Raw genomic sequence first — 18,429 nt, 5'->3', positions numbered from 1 at the left:
TTAAAGATGAGCGTCCGCAGACTTTTTAAGTGTCAATTTATCTTACGCGTCATCGTTGCCGACGTCTGCGATCGAAAGCGTCGGGGTCGGCGTGTCGGTCGGCGTGTCAGGCGGGGTGACTTCGATATCACCGTGATCCCCGGTTTGAACGGCCCGGAACTGGTGATGCCGCAATAACTCGAGAATTGCCAGAAATACCCCCACGACGCGTCCGCGATCTTGGCGGTCACGAATACATTCGCTGAACCGAACGGAGCCATCCCGTCGGGCCTGTTCGGCGAGTTGTTCGACAAGCACGGAAACCGGCGTGTCGTCTTTGGCCATCGCCGTCGATCCCGATTCCGCTTCGGCGGGACGAGTCATCCGTGAGTAAGCGCTGACGAGGTCCCACAATTCGACCTCTTTGATCCGGTCGGCCGTTGGGTCTTTCCCGACGCCGGGTCGCCCGGAATCGAGACGCGGATAACGCTCTCGCCACGTTTGAGCTTGCGAAGCCAGTTTTTGCCCCGCTTCGCGAAAGCGGGCATATTCAAGCAACCTCTCGACGATTTCGCTTCCCGCAGGATCGAGCAGCGTTTCTTCATCTTGCTCTACCTCATCGCCGGGCAGAACGACTCGGCTTTTGACTTCGAGCAGCGTACCGGCCGCCTGAACGAAGTCGCCGGCAAGATCGACATCGATCGTGCGGACGAGATCGACATAGGCGACGTATTGCCCCATGAGTTCGGCCAGTCGCATCTCCCGCAAATCGACTTCGCTTCGCCGAACCAAATGCAGCAGCAGGTCGAGCGGCCCGCAATATTCGCGCAGGTCAATCGAAAACGGAGATTGCAGGTCAGGGTCGGACAAGGGAAATTCCGAGGGCGGCAGTCTTGGATGAACAGACGCAACTTTGTCAGCATAGGCGGTCGAGCCGCGAATCAAAATTCAATCTTTGCAATGTATGGCAATGGATGTGAGCAACTCGGTCGAACGTGTCCCGCCCGACTGCAGTCGAAAACGACGCGAATCGACGCCCGTTGTGATCGCATCGATCGTCAATCGGTCCGCCGGAAGCAACGAGGCGACCCGATCGACCCACTCGATCAGACATAACCCCTCGTCAGCAAGCAGTTCATCGGCACCCAGAGCGGTGAACTCATCCGGATCACCCAGCCGGTACGCATCAAAGTGATAGATCGGAATGCGCCCCGCATACTCTTTCAACAGCACGAACGTCGGACTGGAAATCTCGTGTCTTTGGACGCCCAATGCGACTGCTACGGAACTGACCAGAGTCGTCTTGCCAGCTCCCAAATCTCCACGCAAACCGATGACGTCGCCGCCGCGGATGGAGTCAGCAATCGCAGTTCCAAATCGAGCGGTCTCATCGACGCTCGTCGCTTCAAAATCCCATGTTTTCATTGTTTTTACCCTCGCAACGCCCGCCGACGCTTCATGCGGATCAGCGATCGTATTGTGACACCATTTGTCTTTTGAAGACAGAACTGCGATCGGCAGATTCGACATGCTCTGGGATGGCGTCGAGCTGAGAGATTCATGATGAGACCCTCTGTTCGCACAGTCTCGAATGAACCTTTGAAACCACAATCTGTTGTATGTCGATAAGTTTTTCACAACAAGATCGTGAAAATTGTGGACAACGCGGTTTCAAGACTTACTATCCCTGCCAACTCAGGCAGTGCGAACTGTCGCCGCGACCGATGGAATTGGTCGCCCACAAGGTCTGAAGGATCGGACCCAAAATGGGAAAGGAATCCCGCACAATGAACCGACTTCGATCGGTCCGGCAACGAGGAGGCCATCTGTCTCTGACCATCGCTCGGTCGCTTTGCTTCCCCCGCGCCATAGCTTTGACTTCGATTCTTCTCGAATCGACATCCCCAATTCTGCTGACCCGCTGACAGGACTGCGCCGGAATGTTTCCTGCGCAATTTCCCGTGCACAAGACGTGCATTGACCTTCGGAAGGACCCGCTACTATGTCACGCAAACCGCAAATTCTCATCAATGGTGATTTCCGCGATGCCCGGAGCGCCAAGCAGCTTTCAGCGCTGAGCTGGTACAACTCAGGCTATTATGATTCGGTGCTGGCTGCCGGCGGGATTCCCGTGCTCGTGCCCCCGGTCGCCGATGATGACGACCTCAAGCAACTGCTCGGTGACTCTGACGGCGTCATCCTCAGCGGTTGTAACTTCGATCTTGACCCCGTTCGGCTGGGCATGGAGCGTCATCCCGCGACACGAAACATGCCGTTGCGTCGCGAGGACTTCGATCGTCGGCTTTGCCGGATCGCCGTCGAAATGCGGCTTCCGATTCTCGCGATCGGCGGTGGTATGCAACTGCTGAATGTGATGTGCGGCGGATCGCTGTATCAGCACGTGACCGAAGACATCCCCAAGGCCCTGCACCACCGAGATTCGGTCGAGGGTGAGCTGCGGCATCTGATCGAAATCGTGCCGGGGACTCGCATGGATCGCATCTACGGACCGGGCGAAATCAGAGTCAATAGTCAGCACCACATGGCCGTTGATCATGTCGCACCGGAATTCACCGTCTCGGCTTCGTCACCGGACGGCGTAGTCGAAGGTATTGAGTCGACCGATGAAGATTGGTTCTGTGTCGGTGTGCAGTGGCATCCCGAAAGCAGCACCGCTTCCGCTCTCGACATGCAGGTCTTTGAGCACCTCCTCGAAGCAACCAAGGCCAGCACTCCGGCCGTTCTGCCAATGACCCGCCGCCGCGCCGCCTAACACACTTCGTGTGGTTGTGCCTGCGGCAGCAGGTTGGCGGGCTTTGCGCCGACAAGTAGCCGAATTTAAGACCGCCGTGGAGCATCGACTCCACGGCGGTTTTTTCGCATCGCACGTTGCTCCAGTGACGGCCCGCTGAATTCTCACTGACTCTCCTCCGTGATATCTTGGCGCGGGATTGTCCTTTGAGCGGCTGTTCGGGAGTGAGTACGCCTTGTCGATTGTGGTGCAGAAATTCGGCGGCACGAGTGTGGCCGACGCGACGAAGATTCGAAACGCGGCTGCGCGGGCAGTCGCCGTCCATCGCGAGGGCCATCAGGTTGTCCTGGTCGTGAGTGCTCGAGGAAAAAAGACCGACGAACTGGTCGGCCTGGCGGCTGAAATTACGGACACGCCGCCGGCCCGAGAGATGGACGTGCTGCTCTCAACCGGGGAGCAGGAAACGATCGCCTTGGCGTCGATGGCGATTCAATCTCTCGGCGTTTCGGCCATGAGTTTTACCGGCGGGCAACTCGGGATCACGACGGACGGGTCGCACTCGAAAGCGCGTATCCGATCGATCGATACCGGTCGGATCCAGGCTGCTTTGGAGGCCGGGCAGATCGTCGTCGCAGCCGGATTCCAAGGTTACGACGAACACGGCAACATCACGACGCTCGGGCGAGGTGGGAGCGATCTGACAGCTACGGCCCTTGCCGCCGTTTTGCGGGCCGATGTCTGTGAAATATTCACCGATGTCGAAGGTGTCTACACAACCGACCCGCGGGTTGTGGCCGAAGCTCGGAAGATCGAAAAAATTGCCTACGAAGAAATGCTCGAACTCGCGAGTCTCGGTGCGGGGGTGATGCACTCGCGATCCATCGAATTCGCGAAGAAATACCACGTTCCCATTCGAGTTCGCCCGGCGCTCGGCGAGGGCGAAGGGACGTTGATCACCGCGCTCGACGACCAAACCGCACCGGTCGTCACCGGCGTGGCGTTGGTCAAAAGTGAATCTCGCGTCACGCTACTCGATCTCCCCGACCGCCCCGGCGTAATGGATCAGATCTTCACGCAGATGGAAGAGCGAAAGATTCCGATCGACATGGTCGTGCAGGATGTCGGCTCCGGCGGAGTGGCGGAGGTCTCGTTCTCGGTCCCCGAAGCAGAATTGGCCGAAACGCTCACAGCCGCGGAACGAGCCGTGGAAGTGCTCGGCCAAGGGCGAGTCGTCAGCGGGACGAACCTGTCGAAGGTGTCGGTAGTCGGAATCGGCATGTCGCGACATACCGGAGTCGCGGCCCTGATGTTCCGCACCCTCGCCGATGCGGGCATCAACATCGGAATCGTGACGACCAGTGAAATTAAAATCTCAGTCCTCGTCGATCGTGATCGCAGCGTCGATGCGGTCCGAGCCATCCATAAAGCATTTGCGCTTCACGAGGAGATTACCGCCGAACCGGCTGTCGGCGTTCGCCGTGAAGTCGGTTCCGCTTCAATCGCGGCCGATGCGGAAACCGAAGATGCGACGGTTCGCGGCTTAGCCGGGATGGAAGACATCGTTGTGAGCGAAGTGCGACTCGACGATTTGCAAAGCCGGGTCACGTTTTCGAACGTTCCGGACCGGCCCGGGGTACTGGCCGATTTGTTCGAAGCGGTCGCCGAGGGCGCCGTTGTCGTCGACATGATCGTGCAAAACGTCAGTCAGCAGGGGCGCGCGAACGTCTCGTTTACCGTCCTTCGCAGTGACTTGGATCGGTGTCTGTTGCTCGGCCGCGAGGTCAGTGAAACGTGGCCGAATTGCGAACTCTCTTTCGAAAAAGAAATCGCCAAAATTTCCGTGACGGGGATCGGACTGCGAACGCACACCAGTGTCGGCCGTGTGATGTTTCGCGCGCTCGCCGAGCAAGGGGCGAACATATCGCTCATCAACACGAGTGAAGTCCGGTTCAGCGCGGTTGTGGCCGGAGATGCCGGCAAGCCCGCCGTCGAAAAAGTGGCCGCCGCGTTCGGCTTGAAGGCACGATAGAGAGCAATCGGCCAGCCTATTTCGACGGTGGCTCGACCAGTCGCAGTAATTTGGGCAATTCCGATTGCAGTTTCGACTTCGGCAGAACGTGGTCGAACCCGGCCCCGCGCGCGGCTTGAAACAGATCACCGCGGACGTGCGGGGCATACCCAATGGTCAGGGCATTTGCCTGATGTGCCCGTTCCAGAACGTCGTTCAGATGCGCCGACACGGATTGCAAGTCGGCGATAAGCACATCGAAATCGAACTGCGTTTCCGGGAACGCTCTCGTGGCCATTGAGCGAAGTTCACCGCCGGCCGAATCACAGGCGGAGCGGATGACAGGCCCCAGAAAGAGATCATCACTCAGGCTGACTGCGATGAATCCACGAGGAGCGTGATCGACAGAAGGTTCACTCATCGTGATTCGACGCGGTGCTGACTTTCGGTCGCAATCGGGAACAGACTTGCCCCGGTCGAATAGTGACCGTGCGGTCGTCCCTATTTATTTTCGAGTTGCTTGAGGAAGTCACCCAACTCATCCGACATCCCGGCCGACTGTTCCTCGCCCTCGCCATCATCGTCATTCAGGAGGAAGTCAGCCACCGCATCTTCGTCGTCATCACCGCCGAAATACGCCTGCTGATCACCATCAGAATCGTCAGCAGCGACGGTAACTTCTTTACTGGAGGCGGCGACCTCTTCACTCTCATCCTCCTCGACCAGAAGGTCGTCGGCGTCGATTTCGATCTCTTCGGAATCGAATCGCTCTTCCCCGTCCGCGTCGCCGGATGCGGACTCATCGAAATCGCCGATATCAATGTCGTCCAACTTGAAGCGAGTCGTTTCCGCGCCGGCGACATCGCTGTCTGAAGGGGCTGCGACATTGGCTTCGACGCTGGCCTCAACACTGGCTTCGTCAGAGACTGCCGCCGTGTACGGTAACTCGTCTTCAGCATCGGGCGTTGTCGCGACGGCCGTTGCGATTTCGTCGTGGTCGAACTGGACGGTCGAGTGTGCCGATTCATCCGGCTTCGCTTCGGAAACCGTCTCTTCAACCGCGTCCGGATCATAATTGACGACAAATTTGATTCCGCCCAGTGAGATTTTGGCGCCGGGCAGCAATGTGACCGTTTCACCGCTGAGAACTTTGTCGGAATCGACATAAGTACCGTTGGAGCTGCCGAGGTCCGTGACGCGGACAGCTCCGTCTTCGATATGGATCCGGCAGTGCTTGCGGCTAATCCGTGAAGAGGCGATCCGCAGATCGCACTCTTTGCTTCGACCAACCAAAGTGGTAGCCCGCAGGACGACCCGCTTCACACTTGCTTTCGCCGCGCGGGCGAGTTCCAGTTCGATACGCATCGGTACTCGCACCCTTAATCAAGATAATCGCATACGTTTAGTTTAACTCCAAACTCATGGAATTCGCAAATCCGTTCTGGATAACGGCTTAAATTGGGTAAATTTCTGAGCGAAAAAAAGCCTCGCCCGAAGGCGAGGCTTGTCCGTATTCGAGTGATCATCCGACCTGCTTACGCCGCTGCCGAGTCATCGTGGTTCACCGACCGACCACGATTGTGGACGACCTCAGGCGTGACGACGAATCGGGCTCCGTTCGGGTGATCGGGGAGTTCGTACATGAACTCGAACATGCACTCTTCCATGACCGAGCGAAGGCCCCGAGCACCGGTGTCTTTGTCGATCGCGATCTTCGCGATCTCGAACAACGCGGCATCGGTGAACTCCAGCTTGGCGTTCTCCATTTCGAACAGCTTCTGATATTGCTTGACCAGAGCGTTCTTCGGCTCGGTCAAAATCTTGACGAGGTCTTCGGCTCCGAGCGGCGAAAGGCTGCTCAAGACCGGGAGACGACCGGCAAGTTCGGGGATCAGGCCGTATTCCAGAACATCATCGACAGTCGCGTGACTGAGGAGCTTGGTGCTCCGTTCGATGTTGCTGGTGTTTTCCTGCGGTCCGAAGCCGATCGATCGCCCACCGATGCGGCGAGCGATGATGTCTTCCAGCCCGACGAACGTGCCGCCGCAAATGAAGAGGATGTTCGTCGTATCGATCTGAATGTACTGCTGCTCGGGGTGCTTTCGTCCCCCCTGCGGCGGGACATTCGCCACCGTACCTTCGAGCATCTTCAACAGAGCCTGCTGAACGCCTTCGCCCGAGACGTCGCGAGTGATCGAGACGTTCTGGCTCGTCTTGCCGATCTTGTCGATCTCGTCGATGAACAAGATGCCCCGCTGGGCAGCTTCGACGTCGAAATCGGCCGCGTGCAGCAGTTTCAGCAGCAGGTTTTCGACGTCTTCACCGACGTATCCCGCTTCGGTCAGCGTCGTCGCATCGCCGATGGCGAACGGCACCTGCAATTGCCGGGCGAGTGTCCGGGCCATCAGCGTTTTACCGCAGCCCGTCGGGCCGATCATCATGATGTTCGATTTCTCGAGCTCGATGTCGTCCGTGTCTTCTTCTTCCCGGCTCATCAGCCGCTTGTAGTGGTTGTGAACCGCGACGGAAAGGACTCGCTTGGTGTGCGTCTGACCGATGACATAGTCATCCAGGAACGACACGATTTCGCGAGGCGCAGGCACGTTCTTAAAGAGCGTCCGGCCGCCACGACGTTTGCGCTCCTGATCGAGGATCGACTCGCATAGCTCGATGCAGTTGCCGCAGATGTAAACGTCGTCAGGCCCTTCGACGAGTGGCCCGACTTCACGATAACTTTTACGGCAGAACGAGCAGTTGGCGTCCTTTTTTCTAACGGAATTGCGTTTAGTGCCGGTCCCGAAATCTTTGCTCGAGGGCATCAGGTATCCTTCGGTGTTGGTGCGTGCGGAGCTTCGACGGTCCCTTTGACCTCCCTGCGCGCTTCCATGCCCGCTGAATCGCCGTTGCCAGCCGTCCGGTGAATCAATTGCTAATCTATGTTCGCGGTTGCGGTCGGATCAATCATTCAATCCGACCGGCCGACTTCGTTTGGTGTGGGTTCCCCTGAATCCGTTGGCGATCTCGACGTCCGGCTCGACTCAGTATTTACTGAGGCCGGCCCGATGGACGACGCGTCGATGGAAACCCGACTTCGAACAGATCGGTATTCCTCCTCTGTGATCTCACCTCGCTCTTTCAATTCTCGAAGATGAATCAGCATCTGTGCGTCGGTCGCTGCAGGATCGTCATCATCGCGCCACCACTGACGGCATTGCATCATGACCCAGACGGCAAAGCCGACAAAAGTCATCCCCGCAATCGTGGCTGCCCATTCCGACGGTGAACCTTTCACCATCGCGTCGGCATAATCTTGCAGCGTTGGCACAGTCCTCACCCACTCCAAAACCCGGTCCACTTGATTATCGAGCGATCGATTCGCCTCGACAACCCGGTGTCCTGAGATTCATCGTGGAACGGTCAACAACGATCGCGATTCCCGTGCCGGAAGTCTTCCAATTCGGATTGAGTGATCGATGTGAACAGAAACTCTCGACCGGCATCGACTCTATTTCGAGCCAATTTGCTGGCGAAGAGGGTCTAATTCGATAGCAGTCTCCTCCGAGGTGAGATGCGATCATCCATCGACCGAGCGTGTAATACTTGCAATCGCGATGCGCGCGAAGATTGAAGTTCAGAGAATTTTGGAACGGCAGCTCCCGACAGGCGACAAGGGAACTGCATCGGTTTGACGTGGATCGTCTCGAACTTCGTCCTCTGACTGACACGATCGGCTCAAGCGATCCGATTGGAAAGGTCGATACAACCGGTAAGGCCGCCGACCGGCAGCGGGTAGATGTTGCGCAACCTTGCCGTGACGGGCCGTCGAATGAAACCGGTTTCACCGGGACACTGCCATGACCAACGTTCTCCGGATCATCGTTCTGACCGCCGGTTTTGCTCTGATCGGAGCGACCGCGACCGCCGACGATGCGGTGCATACCAACAAATCCAAATTCCGCATTCCATACCGCTTCAATGAAGCAGAGATGGAGCGCTTGGGTGCGCGGGAAGTCCGACTATATGTTTCGACCGACCGCGGTCTGAAATGGAAGATGGCTCAATCAGTCGCTCCGGCGACGGCACGCTTCCTCTATGAAGCTGACGGCGACGGGGAGTACTGGTTTTCCGTACGGACGATCGATCGCGCCGGAGGGATGCACCCGGCGACCCGTCAACTGACCGCCGGATTAAAGGTCGTTGTCGATACCGTTCAGCCGCAATTGGATGTGAAAATTCGGCGAGTCCGGCCTGATCAGGTCCGCCTGTCATGGCAGGGTCGTGATGCCTACCTCGACGTGCAGTCGATTCGCCTGGAGTTCCAACAGGGGCAGCAGCAGCGTTGGCTGCCGGTGCGAGTCGTCCCGCAAGCCGCCGGTCAAACCGCTTGGAATGTCCCGGCCGGGACAGAAGTGGCCGTTCGCGGCACGATCGCGGATCTCGCCGGAAACACCGTTGAAAGCAGCGACGCCATTGTTTCGTCGCAAGCGGAAAACGACTCTCCTTTCTTCGATACCGGAACCGTGCCGCTGCTCCCGCCGGACGAATTGGACGGTCCGATCGCCAGCCGTCGCGACCGATACATCTCGCAGGATGGCGGGTCGCTGCCGCAGTTGACTCCGTTGACGATGCCGGGTCGACAGTTGCCATCACCGCAATTCACGTCGAACGGTTCACAGAAAGCAGAACGCTCTCAGAGCTTCGGCAACTCATCGGACGGACTTGTTCCGGATAGCCAACCCGACCCGATCGACGCCGGGGGCGTCCGCACGGTCGGCACCAAGCAATTTACGATCGATTACCAGATCGATGACGTCGGGCCTTCGGGGATTGGAGCGGTCGAATTTTTCGTCACGCAAGATGAAGGCCGGACTTGGTTTCGCTACGGCGTCGATGAAGATCGCGAAAGTCCGTTCGAAGTCGAAGTGCCTTCCGAGGGCGCTTACGGTTTCAGCATCCGCGTCCGCAGCGGTGTCGGACTGGTTGACAGCCCGCCGCAACCGGGCGAGGACCCCGACATCGCAATTGTCGTCGACCTGACCGGGCCGAAGGCTGACCTGTTCGCGCCAGAGCAGGGTCGCGGTAAGAACTTCGGTCGCGTTCTGTTGCGATGGACCGTCGATGATCCCAACCCCACTCAGAAGTGTGTCTCGCTGGCATACTCGGCTTCGCCGGAGGGACCGTGGGAGCCGATCACGCCTTGGATGGAAGACCGCGGCGGGTACCTCTGGGAACTCGGCACCGGTCTGCCCGAGCGGGTCTTCGTTCGCCTCAACGCTCGCGACCGCGCGGGAAATGTCACCCGCGTCGTGACGCCTGAGCCGCTGACGATTGACCTCTCGCGACCCAAGGCGACGATCCTCAAAGTCGCCCCGGTTCGCTGATCGAGAAGTCCCTTCGCATTAATTTCGTCGAGCAACGTAGTGCGGGCTGTGCCCGCCGCGTTCGCTAGCGTTGCCGCGTTTCGTCGGGCACAACCCGCCCTCCCTGAATTGCCGCCACAATCGTGGTAGCATCGCAGGTTGAGGGAACCGCTAGCCAATCCCCTTCCTGCCGGTCGGGGCTGAAGTTCAATGAGTGCCGACCATCAAACGCTCGCCAGACGATATTACTGGTCGCTGACGTTCATCACGTTCGTCGGCATTCCGGCGATCTTCGTTTTCGGTGCGGGTCTGGTTTGGATCATCGGGGCATCGTTTCCGATGGCACGGTGGCTCGCCCTGGCTCACGGCGAACAGTCGCCGGGGCAATATATGCCGCCGACGAAATATGTTTTGCAAACGATTCGTTTGATTGTCGGCCTTGGCCTCGGCATCGGAATTGGTGCGAGTATAGCGGGATACATTCTCGCAACAGTTATTGCGACAGTGCTCGAACTCATCACCGAGATCGGTTTCTCTGAAATCGTCTATAATTTCGGATTTCTGACCCCGATACTGTGGCTGGTGCTGTATTTCATCGGAATCCGCGGATTCGCTGAGCGGATCACCGGTCGGATGTTCGCAACGCCCCGAAAAACATAAATTCCCCAAAATCCACGGGTAGCCCGGCCCCTATACGTCCAGGTCGCGTAGCCGCGAGAGATCTTTCTGGGGCACCTCTCCAATCAACCCGCTCCTCGACAGATCTTAAAGCCGCGCCCGGCAGGAAGCGGATCAAGGAAGGAGCCGCCATCGGGGCAATGGAGAGAGCGGCCGCCAGATGATCCGCTCCTTACCAGTCGCGGCTGCCCCGTAAATTAGGTTTGCGATGAAGATCGACAATCATACGCGGGTGACCCGGACGCTATACGTCCGGGTCGCGCAGCGACAAGAGGTCTCGGAGGGGCGGTTCGAGTAAGGTCATCGATGAGATTCGCTCGAGAAGTCCCGCCGAGACCTCCTGCGGCTGCGCCGCTCGGTTCTATAGGAACCGGGCCACCCGAGAATTTGGTCTGCGATGAATATTGACAATCACACGCTCGCTAAACGTTTCTTCTGGACGTTCGCCCTCGTGACGTTCTTCGGGACGATCACTGTGGGCTTCTTCGGGGTCGGGATCGTTTGGATGCTGATCGCGACGCCGATCCTGGCTCGCTGGTGGACGCAGTCGCAATCCGAACGACGGGTCGAGACGGCTGACACTCCACCGGTGCAAATGGTGCAGCTATTCTTCGCTCAGGTCGGAGTCGGATTCTGTTGCCTGATCGCGGGGGGAATCGCCGGTGCCGTTGGTTGTGGGGCAGGTTTCGCGGTTGCCGAGTTGTTTTGGGGCCAGCACGGAAGTTACCCCACCTATCCGGAGGTAACGCTTGCCGTGCTGTTGAGTGCTGTCATGACGTTGGTTGTTGGTGGGACGGTCGTCTGGCAGTTGACCTGTCGCATGACGGAAAAGTGTTTCGGCGCAGGCGTTTTCTCCGGTAAGGTCGCAGAACCTGAAGACGCAACCGGCCGGACCGACGACACATGACTGAAACGACGCAGAGCCTCGCGACCCGCTTTTTCTGGACGTTCGCCCTCGTGACGTTTTTCGGAACGCTTGCGGCTGGGTTCTACGGGGTTGGGATCGTTTGGATGCTCATCGCGACGCCCTTTCTGGCGCGGTGGTATACGCAGTCTCGCGATGAGATGCCAAAGGGGTCGTGGTGGCCGGCTCCAATTCAAATGCTGAAGATGTTCGGCCTGATGATTGGAATCGGTGTTCTGATCGCGTGCGCAGCCGGCGGGGCGGGATTTTGCACTTGCCTTGCAGGCATGAATTTGGGGTATAGCAGCGCGAACCATCCCTACGGCAATATCTCCGGCGGATTGATCACTATGCTGGCGACTTGGGTTCTGGTCGGTATCGGGGGCGCATTGCTGGGGTCTCGGTTGGTGACCAAGAGTATGTTTGGCGGCACGGCGGACCCAGGGGACGAATCTTCGAGCGAAGAGCTTAGTGGCAATTCGAGCGCTCCCTGACGGTCGCGGCTAAACGCGCGCTATAATGGGGCGACCGATTACCGGAGGGATATTGTGTTGCGATTTGCTTCCGCCGTTTTGCTTTGCGTTGTCGCATCGAATGCGAACGCATGCCTGTGGGATCTTGACACGCTCGAGATGGAGCGAAGCCGGTTCCCAGGTGCGCTGGAACTGATCGTGGGGAAGTTCCTGCGACACTCCGACGTGTTCTACGAGTGGCGAATTGAGGATCGGCAAGAGAAAATTGCCGCCGTGGATGCGGGGGAATTGGAACTGTCGGACGCCGAGGTCGCCGGGCTGTATGATGACTGGGCCGTTGCCCTCTCGAAGCTGGGGCGTGACGAAGACGCGATCGAAGTCATCGATCGCAAGGCGGAGCGATTCCCGGAGACCGGCCGGTACGAAACGCACGCGAACCGAGGCACGTTTCTGATTCACTCCGGCCAACTCGAGGAGGGAATTGCGGAGATCGATCAGGCACTGGAGATCAATCCGGAGGCGCACTTCGGTCGGGAGAAATATCAGAAGCTGTTGGCAGCGTACGTTTTATTTCGTCGCGAAATTGAGCGCCGCGACGATGTGAGTCCTGCTGACTTCAAGGCGGTTTACTCGTTCGCATACTTCTTGGAGGAGCACGAATCCGCCGACTTGAAAGACGCCGTCGATGGGCTACTCGGCATGATGAAGTTTGGCGACTACAAGTCGCCAGTCTTGCTGGAGGCATTGGGGGATATCATTTGGCATTTCCCACATTTGCGCGCCGAGGAGGACGCGAAGCTTCTTGCGGCACGTGCTTTCCTACGTGCAGCAGAACTTACCTCTGATCCTGATAAAGCTGAGGCACTTCGCAAGGATGCAGAGTCCGCCTTAGAGCTGCAAGTCATCGGTGACGGTTCAAACAGACCGTTCACGGTGTCAGAGATCGAAGCTCAACTCGCCCGCGAGGTCACCGAAGCGGAGCAATGGTTCGGGCGGATCAAGAAGGATGAGGCCCTCTGGGTTGAAGCAGCCGACGATCCTGACCAAAGATTCTGGGACAAATACGGCCTGCAGGATGTCCGCGTCGGCAAGGTCCGCATGGAGCGGCTCAGCGAGCGGTATGCTCCCAAGGGGATTCCGCGCTGGATGATCGCCGTTGTGGTTGGGGGAGCCGCGGCGACGCTGTTGGCGATCTTTGGGATCGTGCAATTGAAGAAGGCCGATCGGAAGTCAGACGCGGTGTTCAAGGGGGAACCGCGTTAGCGTCATCAATCGTCGTACTACGCAGGAGTGGCACGGACAACGTCCGTGTCGCGTAGCGACAAGAGCATTCAGTGCGAGGTCGCCTGGCTGTACAGGCATCGATTATGGGTTGGGACCGGCGACTGACTTCTCATGCGGCTTCGCCGCCCGGACGGTGTCCGGGCCACACACGACTTCGCGAGATTTGACGTGCCTGCGGTTCGGGCTTGTGCCGGTTGTTCGAATTTTTCTGCGCCAGCGCCCTCACGGCCCATTGCTCGTGCGTCCCATAGGCTGCTCGCCGCTTGTGACCCCCGAACCTGCGGCGTACACTCTCGGTCCGGTTTGCGGAACGGTCTGACTCGACCAGTGCGGTCGGGGTGCGTTCGGCGAACCGGTCGGACGGGAACCGGCTTTCCGCTCTTTCAAATGATTACTGAACTGGCAGTCCTATGCGGCATCGGCACATTCTTTCTGCGCTCGTAATGAATCAGCCTGGCGTTCTTGCGCAGGTCTCCGGAATGCTCGCCACGCGGGCCTTCAACATCGACAGCTTGACGGTCGGCGAGACCGACCAGCCTGAATTCAGCCGGATGACGTTTGTGGTAAACGGCGACGACCGGGTCCTTGATCAGGTCCGCAAGCAGCTTGAAAAGATCGTCACCGTCGTGAGGGTCGTCGACTTTTCGAATGAAGACTACGTCGAACGCGATCTGATGCTCGTGAAGGTCAGCACTGAAGGCGGCAAGGTCGCCGAAGTCAAACTGCTGGTTGAAATTTTTCGCGGCAAGATCGTCGATGTCAGCCCCGGTCACGTGATGATCGAGATCAGCGGTCCGGAATCGAAGCTGGAGGCATTCGTCGACCAAATGCGACAATTCGGAATTCTCGAACTTGTCCGAACCGGTCGCGTCGCGCTGCAGCGGCGCAAGAGCGTCACCCTCAAGCGAGACGATTCGGACACTCCGGTCGACGCGGCTGTCGAAGCCTGATTCGAAGAACGGCGACAAGCCGCGCACGAAGTCAGCGGATATGCGTGTGCGGGGTGCTGAAAAATCCGCTGACTCCGTGCGCGGCTTGTTCAAATTTCAAATTGTTTCGGAAGGTTTGATTATGGCGGCTAAAGTTTACTACGACGACGACGCGAATCTCGATCTGCTCAAAGGCAAGACGATCGCGATCATCGGATACGGCTCACAGGGGCACGCGCAGGCTCAGAACCTGCGTGACAGCGGCTGCGAGGTCATCGTCGGGCAGCGCAGCGGCTCGCCGAACCACGATCTCGCCGTCGAGCACGGTTTTAAGCCGGTCTCTGCCGGCGAAGCAGCCGAGGCTGGCGATCTGGTCAATATCCTGCTGCCCGATGAAGTCCAAGGGGATGTCTATCGCGACTCCATCAAGCCGCAGCTCCGTTCCGGCAACCTGCTGATGTGCTCGCACGGCTTCAACATTCACTTCGGCCAGGTCGTTCCGCCGGAAGGCGTTGATGCCGCTCTGGTCGCCCCGAAGGGCCCCGGCCACCTTGTGCGTAGCGAATACGAAAAAGGCGGAGGCGTTCCTTCGCTGATCGCGCTATCGGAAGGGGCCTCGGAGGAAAGCCGAAAGCTTGCCCTCGCTTACGCCAAAGGTATTGGCGGCACCCGCGGCGGCGTCATTGAGACCACGATCGCCGAAGAGACCGAAACGGATCTGTTCGGCGAACAGGCTGTGCTGTGTGGTGGCGTCAGCGAGCTCGTTAAGGCGGGCTACGAAACGCTCGTCGATGCGGGCTATCAGCCGGAGATGGCGTACTTCGAGTGCATGCACGAATTAAAGCTGATCGTCGACCTGCTCTATCAGGGCGGCCTCAACTATATGCGTTACAGCGTCTCTAATACGGCGGAGTATGGCGATTACAGCAGCGGCCCGCGGGTCATCACTGATGAGACCAAAGCCGAGATGAAAAAGATTCTCTCGGAAATTCAATCGGGCGAGTTCGCCAAGAATTGGCTGATGGAAAACAAGGTCAACGCCCCGATGTTCAAGGCGACGCGCCGGGCGGAACGGAACCACCCGATCGAGCAGGTCGGCAAGGAACTGCGCCGGATGATGAAGTGGATCGATTCGAAAGAAGTGTGACGACGCATCGGGTAATTGACTAAGATAGGGATGGCAACAGCCGTCCCTTTTTTGTTTACGGAGACTGCTATGGCTTCCGCCGGTACGTCAGCCATCGATATCCCGCCCGGTGGGATTGAAGTATCACGCGAGGAGTTTGTCCGCCGCGTAAGGAGCGGTGAAGATGATCGGCGCTACGAGTACATCGACGGGAGGATGATCGAAGTGAGCGGTGCATCAATTCCTCACGGGGTCATCGCAACGTTAATCATCACTGCGCTGCACACGAGGCTTGATTCGAATGAGTTTCTTGTCCTGGGTGGACAGAACAGCGTTTCGATTCCCGAAAGTAGCTACTTTCTCCCAGACGTGACTGTTGCTCGAAAACCGGTCGAGCTCGACGAGGCGAATGACTGGTCCGTTGCAAATCCGGTTGTTGTTTTTGAGGTCCTCTCTCGTTCGACAAAGCAATTCGACCGCACTGTGCAACGAGACGGTTATCTCTCAGTCCCGTCGCTCACCGACTTGGTGTTCGTCTCCCAGACGGAGATGGCGATCGAACAATACAGCCGACGCAGCGAAGGCGAATGGCTGTTCAATAAAACGAGCGGCCCCCAATCCGTCATCTCACTCGATTCGATCGAAGTTGAATTGTCACTGAAAAAAATCTATGGAGATGTATTGGCCGATTAAGTTCACGCAACAGACCGGCTCTTGCAGCCGAGATTTCTCCGCCGATGCGATTGCTCGATAGGGGGATGCCAGATTCTTAGCCGCGAGAAGTGTTCGCCCGGCTGTTCCATTTCGGGCGTTTTCAATATTGTTATTCGCCCGAAGCCACAACGGCTGAATCGACGTTTTTACCGATTTCGTCGGCTACATTGGCCACATTTTCGAGAAGGATTTTTTGGACGCTCTCTGACTCCCGCTCCGGAATGATCCTTCGACGAACGTCAGCTCGACGATCAATGTTAACGACGGCGTCTGACTCGGAAGATTGCTCCCGACGGACGTCGATATGAATCTCTGCGCCTCTTAAAAAGAGCGGCCGTCCCACCAGATCGATTCGAACCATCTTGCCGCCGATTAAAAGCGGACGCCGCGTGCGAATGCCGTAGCGAGCGATCGCAAATGTACTGTCGATGTCGGACGTGATTTCTGCGGCTGACGAAATTACTCGGACCTCTCCGGTCGTACGAGTAGACCACGCGGCGAGCAGGAAGTCGGGCGGCAGTGTCGGGCCGCCAATGACCCAGCAATCAAGGTCGCGACCGGCTTCTTTGAGCGCCTCAGAAACTGATCTGAGTTGCACGGTCTGTGGGTTTGAGGAAAGGAGTGAGGGGTACGTCGTGGCGATCGAGACGATGACCGTGGCGAATACGGTCACCGATGTAACGCTTCGGCGGAAGGGATCGGTCGTCGATGCGTTCCCGAACAGGAGTCGGGTTCCAATCAGAATAAATAACACGGACAGGAGGAACGACCCGATGATGACCGGCGTTGCGTCCGGAAAGGGAAATGCACCGACGATCCCTTGAAAGAATTCAAAAGTTAATCCGGGCGAAATCACGACGAGAACCGCGAGTTCCGCTCGCACGCGACGATTGGCGATGTCTTCGATACCGGACGCGCCCAGCAACGCGACGGCGATGCCGATGATCGGCCACGTCGATCGGCTGACCGAGCCAACGGCCAGTTCGATAACGCCGATCAGGATTGCTGCGAGAAGAATCGACGTGACAACAGTGTCTGCCCTCGTCCCGACCCCGCTGGTTGTGCGGCGGCTGATGCCGATGGCCCCGATCAGCATGAATCCGAGCAGCCATATGATTTGGCGAATGGCAGGCGATCGATCCAGTTGACCTCGAAGTCGTTCAGAAAGGTCAAATTCTTCGGCAGGTTTGACAAGGGAAACTGAGGGTGAGGAGAGTTCGACCGGTGAACGAAGTGTGGGTTTATTCCCCTGCGAGGGCGCGGGAATTAAGGCGAAGCCGACAGCGGAGACACCAACGGCAACGGCGGCAATCGTAATCAGCCCAAACGCAAAACTAGACGCTTCCGGCAACTGTTCGCCAGTGATACGGCCGCTCTTACTAAGCGGTTTCGATTTGCTTTGTGGATTAGTCAATTCGGCGTTAGGGGTCGTGCCGAAACGCCAGATGAGAATCGATAGGATCGGGACCGTGGTCGCTAACGCAGCGAATAGCCCGGCCCACATGCTGAACAGCGTGCTGAGGCCGATGAACAATCCTGATGCGACTGCGGCAAGAGCGCGTCGAATTCGCGGCTTATCGGAGCAGAATGAAACCGCACATATCATTGATGCCAAGGCGAAGGCGATTGCCAACGAGTTTGGGATCGGTCGTTGGGCCTGAGCGAGCAGTGGGAGCGAACTGGCCCCGAGCAGTGCGGTAAAGAAGCCACCGCGCGTGCGGAACAATATTCGCCCGAGTCGACCGATAATGACGAGCGACGCAATAACACCGATCAGAGACGGGAGAAACGCCAACGGACTGACAACCACTCCCGTGATCCGCATCGCGGACGCCTCGATCCAGGCGGCCACGCTGCCGTGTGAGGGAGAAAGAAATGGGGCGTCTATTGATGATTTTGAGTCGCCATCTGCGGCAAGGGCGACTGCGTAAGGAAGCAAATGTCTTGCTTCGCTCAAGTCGATCGACCGACCCGTTAAGGCGACCAGCGCGGGCAGCGTACACAACAAGACGATCAGCGGATCAAGTCGCCTGCGCACGTTGAGCGGACGAAATAATTCGACATCGCGCTGTCTGGCCAGCGCGATCAGGCGGGCATCGGAGATCAATTCGCCCGATTTCGTCATTGTCGGCATCGAATGCCTTTCGCGAATTCGGTGCTGTGGAAAATCACTTCATCGTCAATGACCCATTTCGACGCCATCGCGACTCCATCCGGCATCG

16 protein-coding genes are annotated in these 18,429 nt (G+C 58.0%); 10 read left to right on the top strand and 6 right to left on the bottom strand.

Annotation, left to right across the window (positions count from 1 at the left end):
- Positions 1 to 42: 42 nt before the first annotated feature.
- Both Pan189_RS11445 and tsaE read right to left on the bottom strand, forming a co-directional pair.
- A complete protein-coding gene (locus tag Pan189_RS11445) occupies positions 43 to 849 on the bottom strand; it encodes a segregation and condensation protein A (protein WP_145364048.1) in 807 nt (268 codons plus the stop codon).
- 78 nt (positions 850 to 927) lie between these two features.
- Positions 928 to 1,404 (bottom strand): tRNA (adenosine(37)-N6)-threonylcarbamoyltransferase complex ATPase subunit type 1 TsaE, encoded by a 477-nt coding sequence (gene tsaE, locus Pan189_RS11440; RefSeq protein ID WP_310820350.1) that lies wholly within the window; start codon positions 1,402 to 1,404, stop codon positions 928 to 930.
- Positions 1,405 to 1,981: 577 nt separating this feature from the next.
- Between tsaE and Pan189_RS11435 the strand changes: the two genes are divergently transcribed.
- Together Pan189_RS11435 and Pan189_RS11430 are read left to right on the top strand one after the other, a co-directional pair.
- Positions 1,982 to 2,752 carry a gamma-glutamyl-gamma-aminobutyrate hydrolase family protein gene (locus Pan189_RS11435; RefSeq protein ID WP_145364046.1) on the top strand — a complete coding sequence of 257 codons (771 nt, stop codon included), beginning with the start codon at positions 1,982 to 1,984 and terminating at the stop codon, positions 2,750 to 2,752.
- 223 nt (positions 2,753 to 2,975) lie between these two features.
- On the top strand, positions 2,976 to 4,760 hold the full coding sequence (locus tag Pan189_RS11430; protein WP_310821342.1) for an aspartate kinase: 1,785 nt from the start codon (positions 2,976 to 2,978) through the stop codon (positions 4,758 to 4,760).
- Between the two features lie 16 nt (positions 4,761 to 4,776).
- Here the strand turns inward: Pan189_RS11430 and Pan189_RS11425 are convergent, their stop codons facing one another.
- The 3 genes from Pan189_RS11425 to clpX all read right to left on the bottom strand — a co-directional run bounded on the left by Pan189_RS11425 (position 4,777) and on the right by clpX (position 7,558).
- Entirely contained in the window at positions 4,777 to 5,160 is a 384-nt protein-coding gene (locus Pan189_RS11425) for a hypothetical protein (RefSeq protein WP_145364044.1), read from the bottom strand.
- 80 nt (positions 5,161 to 5,240) lie between these two features.
- A complete protein-coding gene (locus tag Pan189_RS11420; protein WP_145364043.1) occupies positions 5,241 to 6,104 on the bottom strand; it encodes an FHA domain-containing protein in 864 nt (287 codons plus the stop codon).
- Positions 6,105 to 6,274: 170 nt separating this feature from the next.
- Positions 6,275 to 7,558, bottom strand: a complete 1,284-nt coding sequence (gene clpX / locus Pan189_RS11415) for an ATP-dependent Clp protease ATP-binding subunit ClpX (RefSeq protein WP_145364042.1) — start codon at positions 7,556 to 7,558, stop codon at positions 6,275 to 6,277.
- Between the two features lie 1,035 nt (positions 7,559 to 8,593).
- Between clpX and Pan189_RS11410 the strand changes: the two genes are divergently transcribed.
- From Pan189_RS11410 to Pan189_RS11375, 8 genes are all read left to right on the top strand, one after another.
- Positions 8,594 to 10,120, top strand: coding sequence for a hypothetical protein (locus tag Pan189_RS11410; RefSeq protein WP_145364041.1), 1,527 nt, complete (start codon positions 8,594 to 8,596; stop codon positions 10,118 to 10,120).
- A 189-nt stretch (positions 10,121 to 10,309) separates the two neighbouring features.
- Complete coding sequence (locus tag Pan189_RS11405) at positions 10,310 to 10,759, top strand: hypothetical protein (protein ID WP_145364040.1); 450 nt, start codon at positions 10,310 to 10,312, stop codon at positions 10,757 to 10,759.
- A gap of 415 nt (positions 10,760 to 11,174) precedes the next feature.
- Positions 11,175 to 11,684, top strand: a complete 510-nt coding sequence (locus tag Pan189_RS11400; protein WP_145364039.1) for a hypothetical protein — start codon at positions 11,175 to 11,177, stop codon at positions 11,682 to 11,684.
- Entirely contained in the window at positions 11,681 to 12,175 is a 495-nt protein-coding gene (locus tag Pan189_RS11395; protein WP_145364038.1) for a hypothetical protein, read from the top strand. The genes Pan189_RS11400 and Pan189_RS11395 overlap by 4 nt, the downstream gene beginning before the upstream one ends.
- Before the next feature lie 57 nt (positions 12,176 to 12,232).
- Positions 12,233 to 13,417 (top strand): hypothetical protein, encoded by a 1,185-nt coding sequence (locus Pan189_RS11390; protein WP_145364037.1) that lies wholly within the window; start codon positions 12,233 to 12,235, stop codon positions 13,415 to 13,417.
- Positions 13,418 to 13,848: 431 nt separating this feature from the next.
- Complete coding sequence (ilvN, locus tag Pan189_RS11385) at positions 13,849 to 14,388, top strand: acetolactate synthase small subunit (protein ID WP_145364036.1); 540 nt, start codon at positions 13,849 to 13,851, stop codon at positions 14,386 to 14,388.
- A 121-nt stretch (positions 14,389 to 14,509) separates the two neighbouring features.
- Positions 14,510 to 15,514 carry a ketol-acid reductoisomerase gene (gene ilvC / locus Pan189_RS11380; RefSeq protein WP_145364035.1) on the top strand — a complete coding sequence of 335 codons (1,005 nt, stop codon included), beginning with the start codon at positions 14,510 to 14,512 and terminating at the stop codon, positions 15,512 to 15,514.
- Positions 15,515 to 15,583: 69 nt separating this feature from the next.
- On the top strand, positions 15,584 to 16,186 hold the full coding sequence (locus tag Pan189_RS11375) for a Uma2 family endonuclease (RefSeq protein WP_310820349.1): 603 nt from the start codon (positions 15,584 to 15,586) through the stop codon (positions 16,184 to 16,186).
- 130 nt (positions 16,187 to 16,316) lie between these two features.
- Here Pan189_RS11375 and Pan189_RS11370 read toward each other — a convergent pair whose 3' ends face one another.
- The gene (locus Pan189_RS11370; protein ID WP_145364033.1) at positions 16,317 to 18,341 is read right to left on the bottom strand and encodes an ArnT family glycosyltransferase; all 2,025 of its coding nucleotides are present in this window, start codon (positions 18,339 to 18,341) and stop codon (positions 16,317 to 16,319) included.
- Positions 18,342 to 18,429: the final 88 nt, after the last annotated feature.

Origin of the sequence: Stratiformator vulcanicus (assembly GCF_007744515.1) — a bacterium.
Taxonomy (GTDB): Bacteria; Planctomycetota; Planctomycetia; order Planctomycetales; family Planctomycetaceae; genus Stratiformator; species Stratiformator vulcanicus.
Note: the sequence above shows the minus strand (reverse complement) of the source record. Positions and strands in the feature narration are given on the sequence as shown.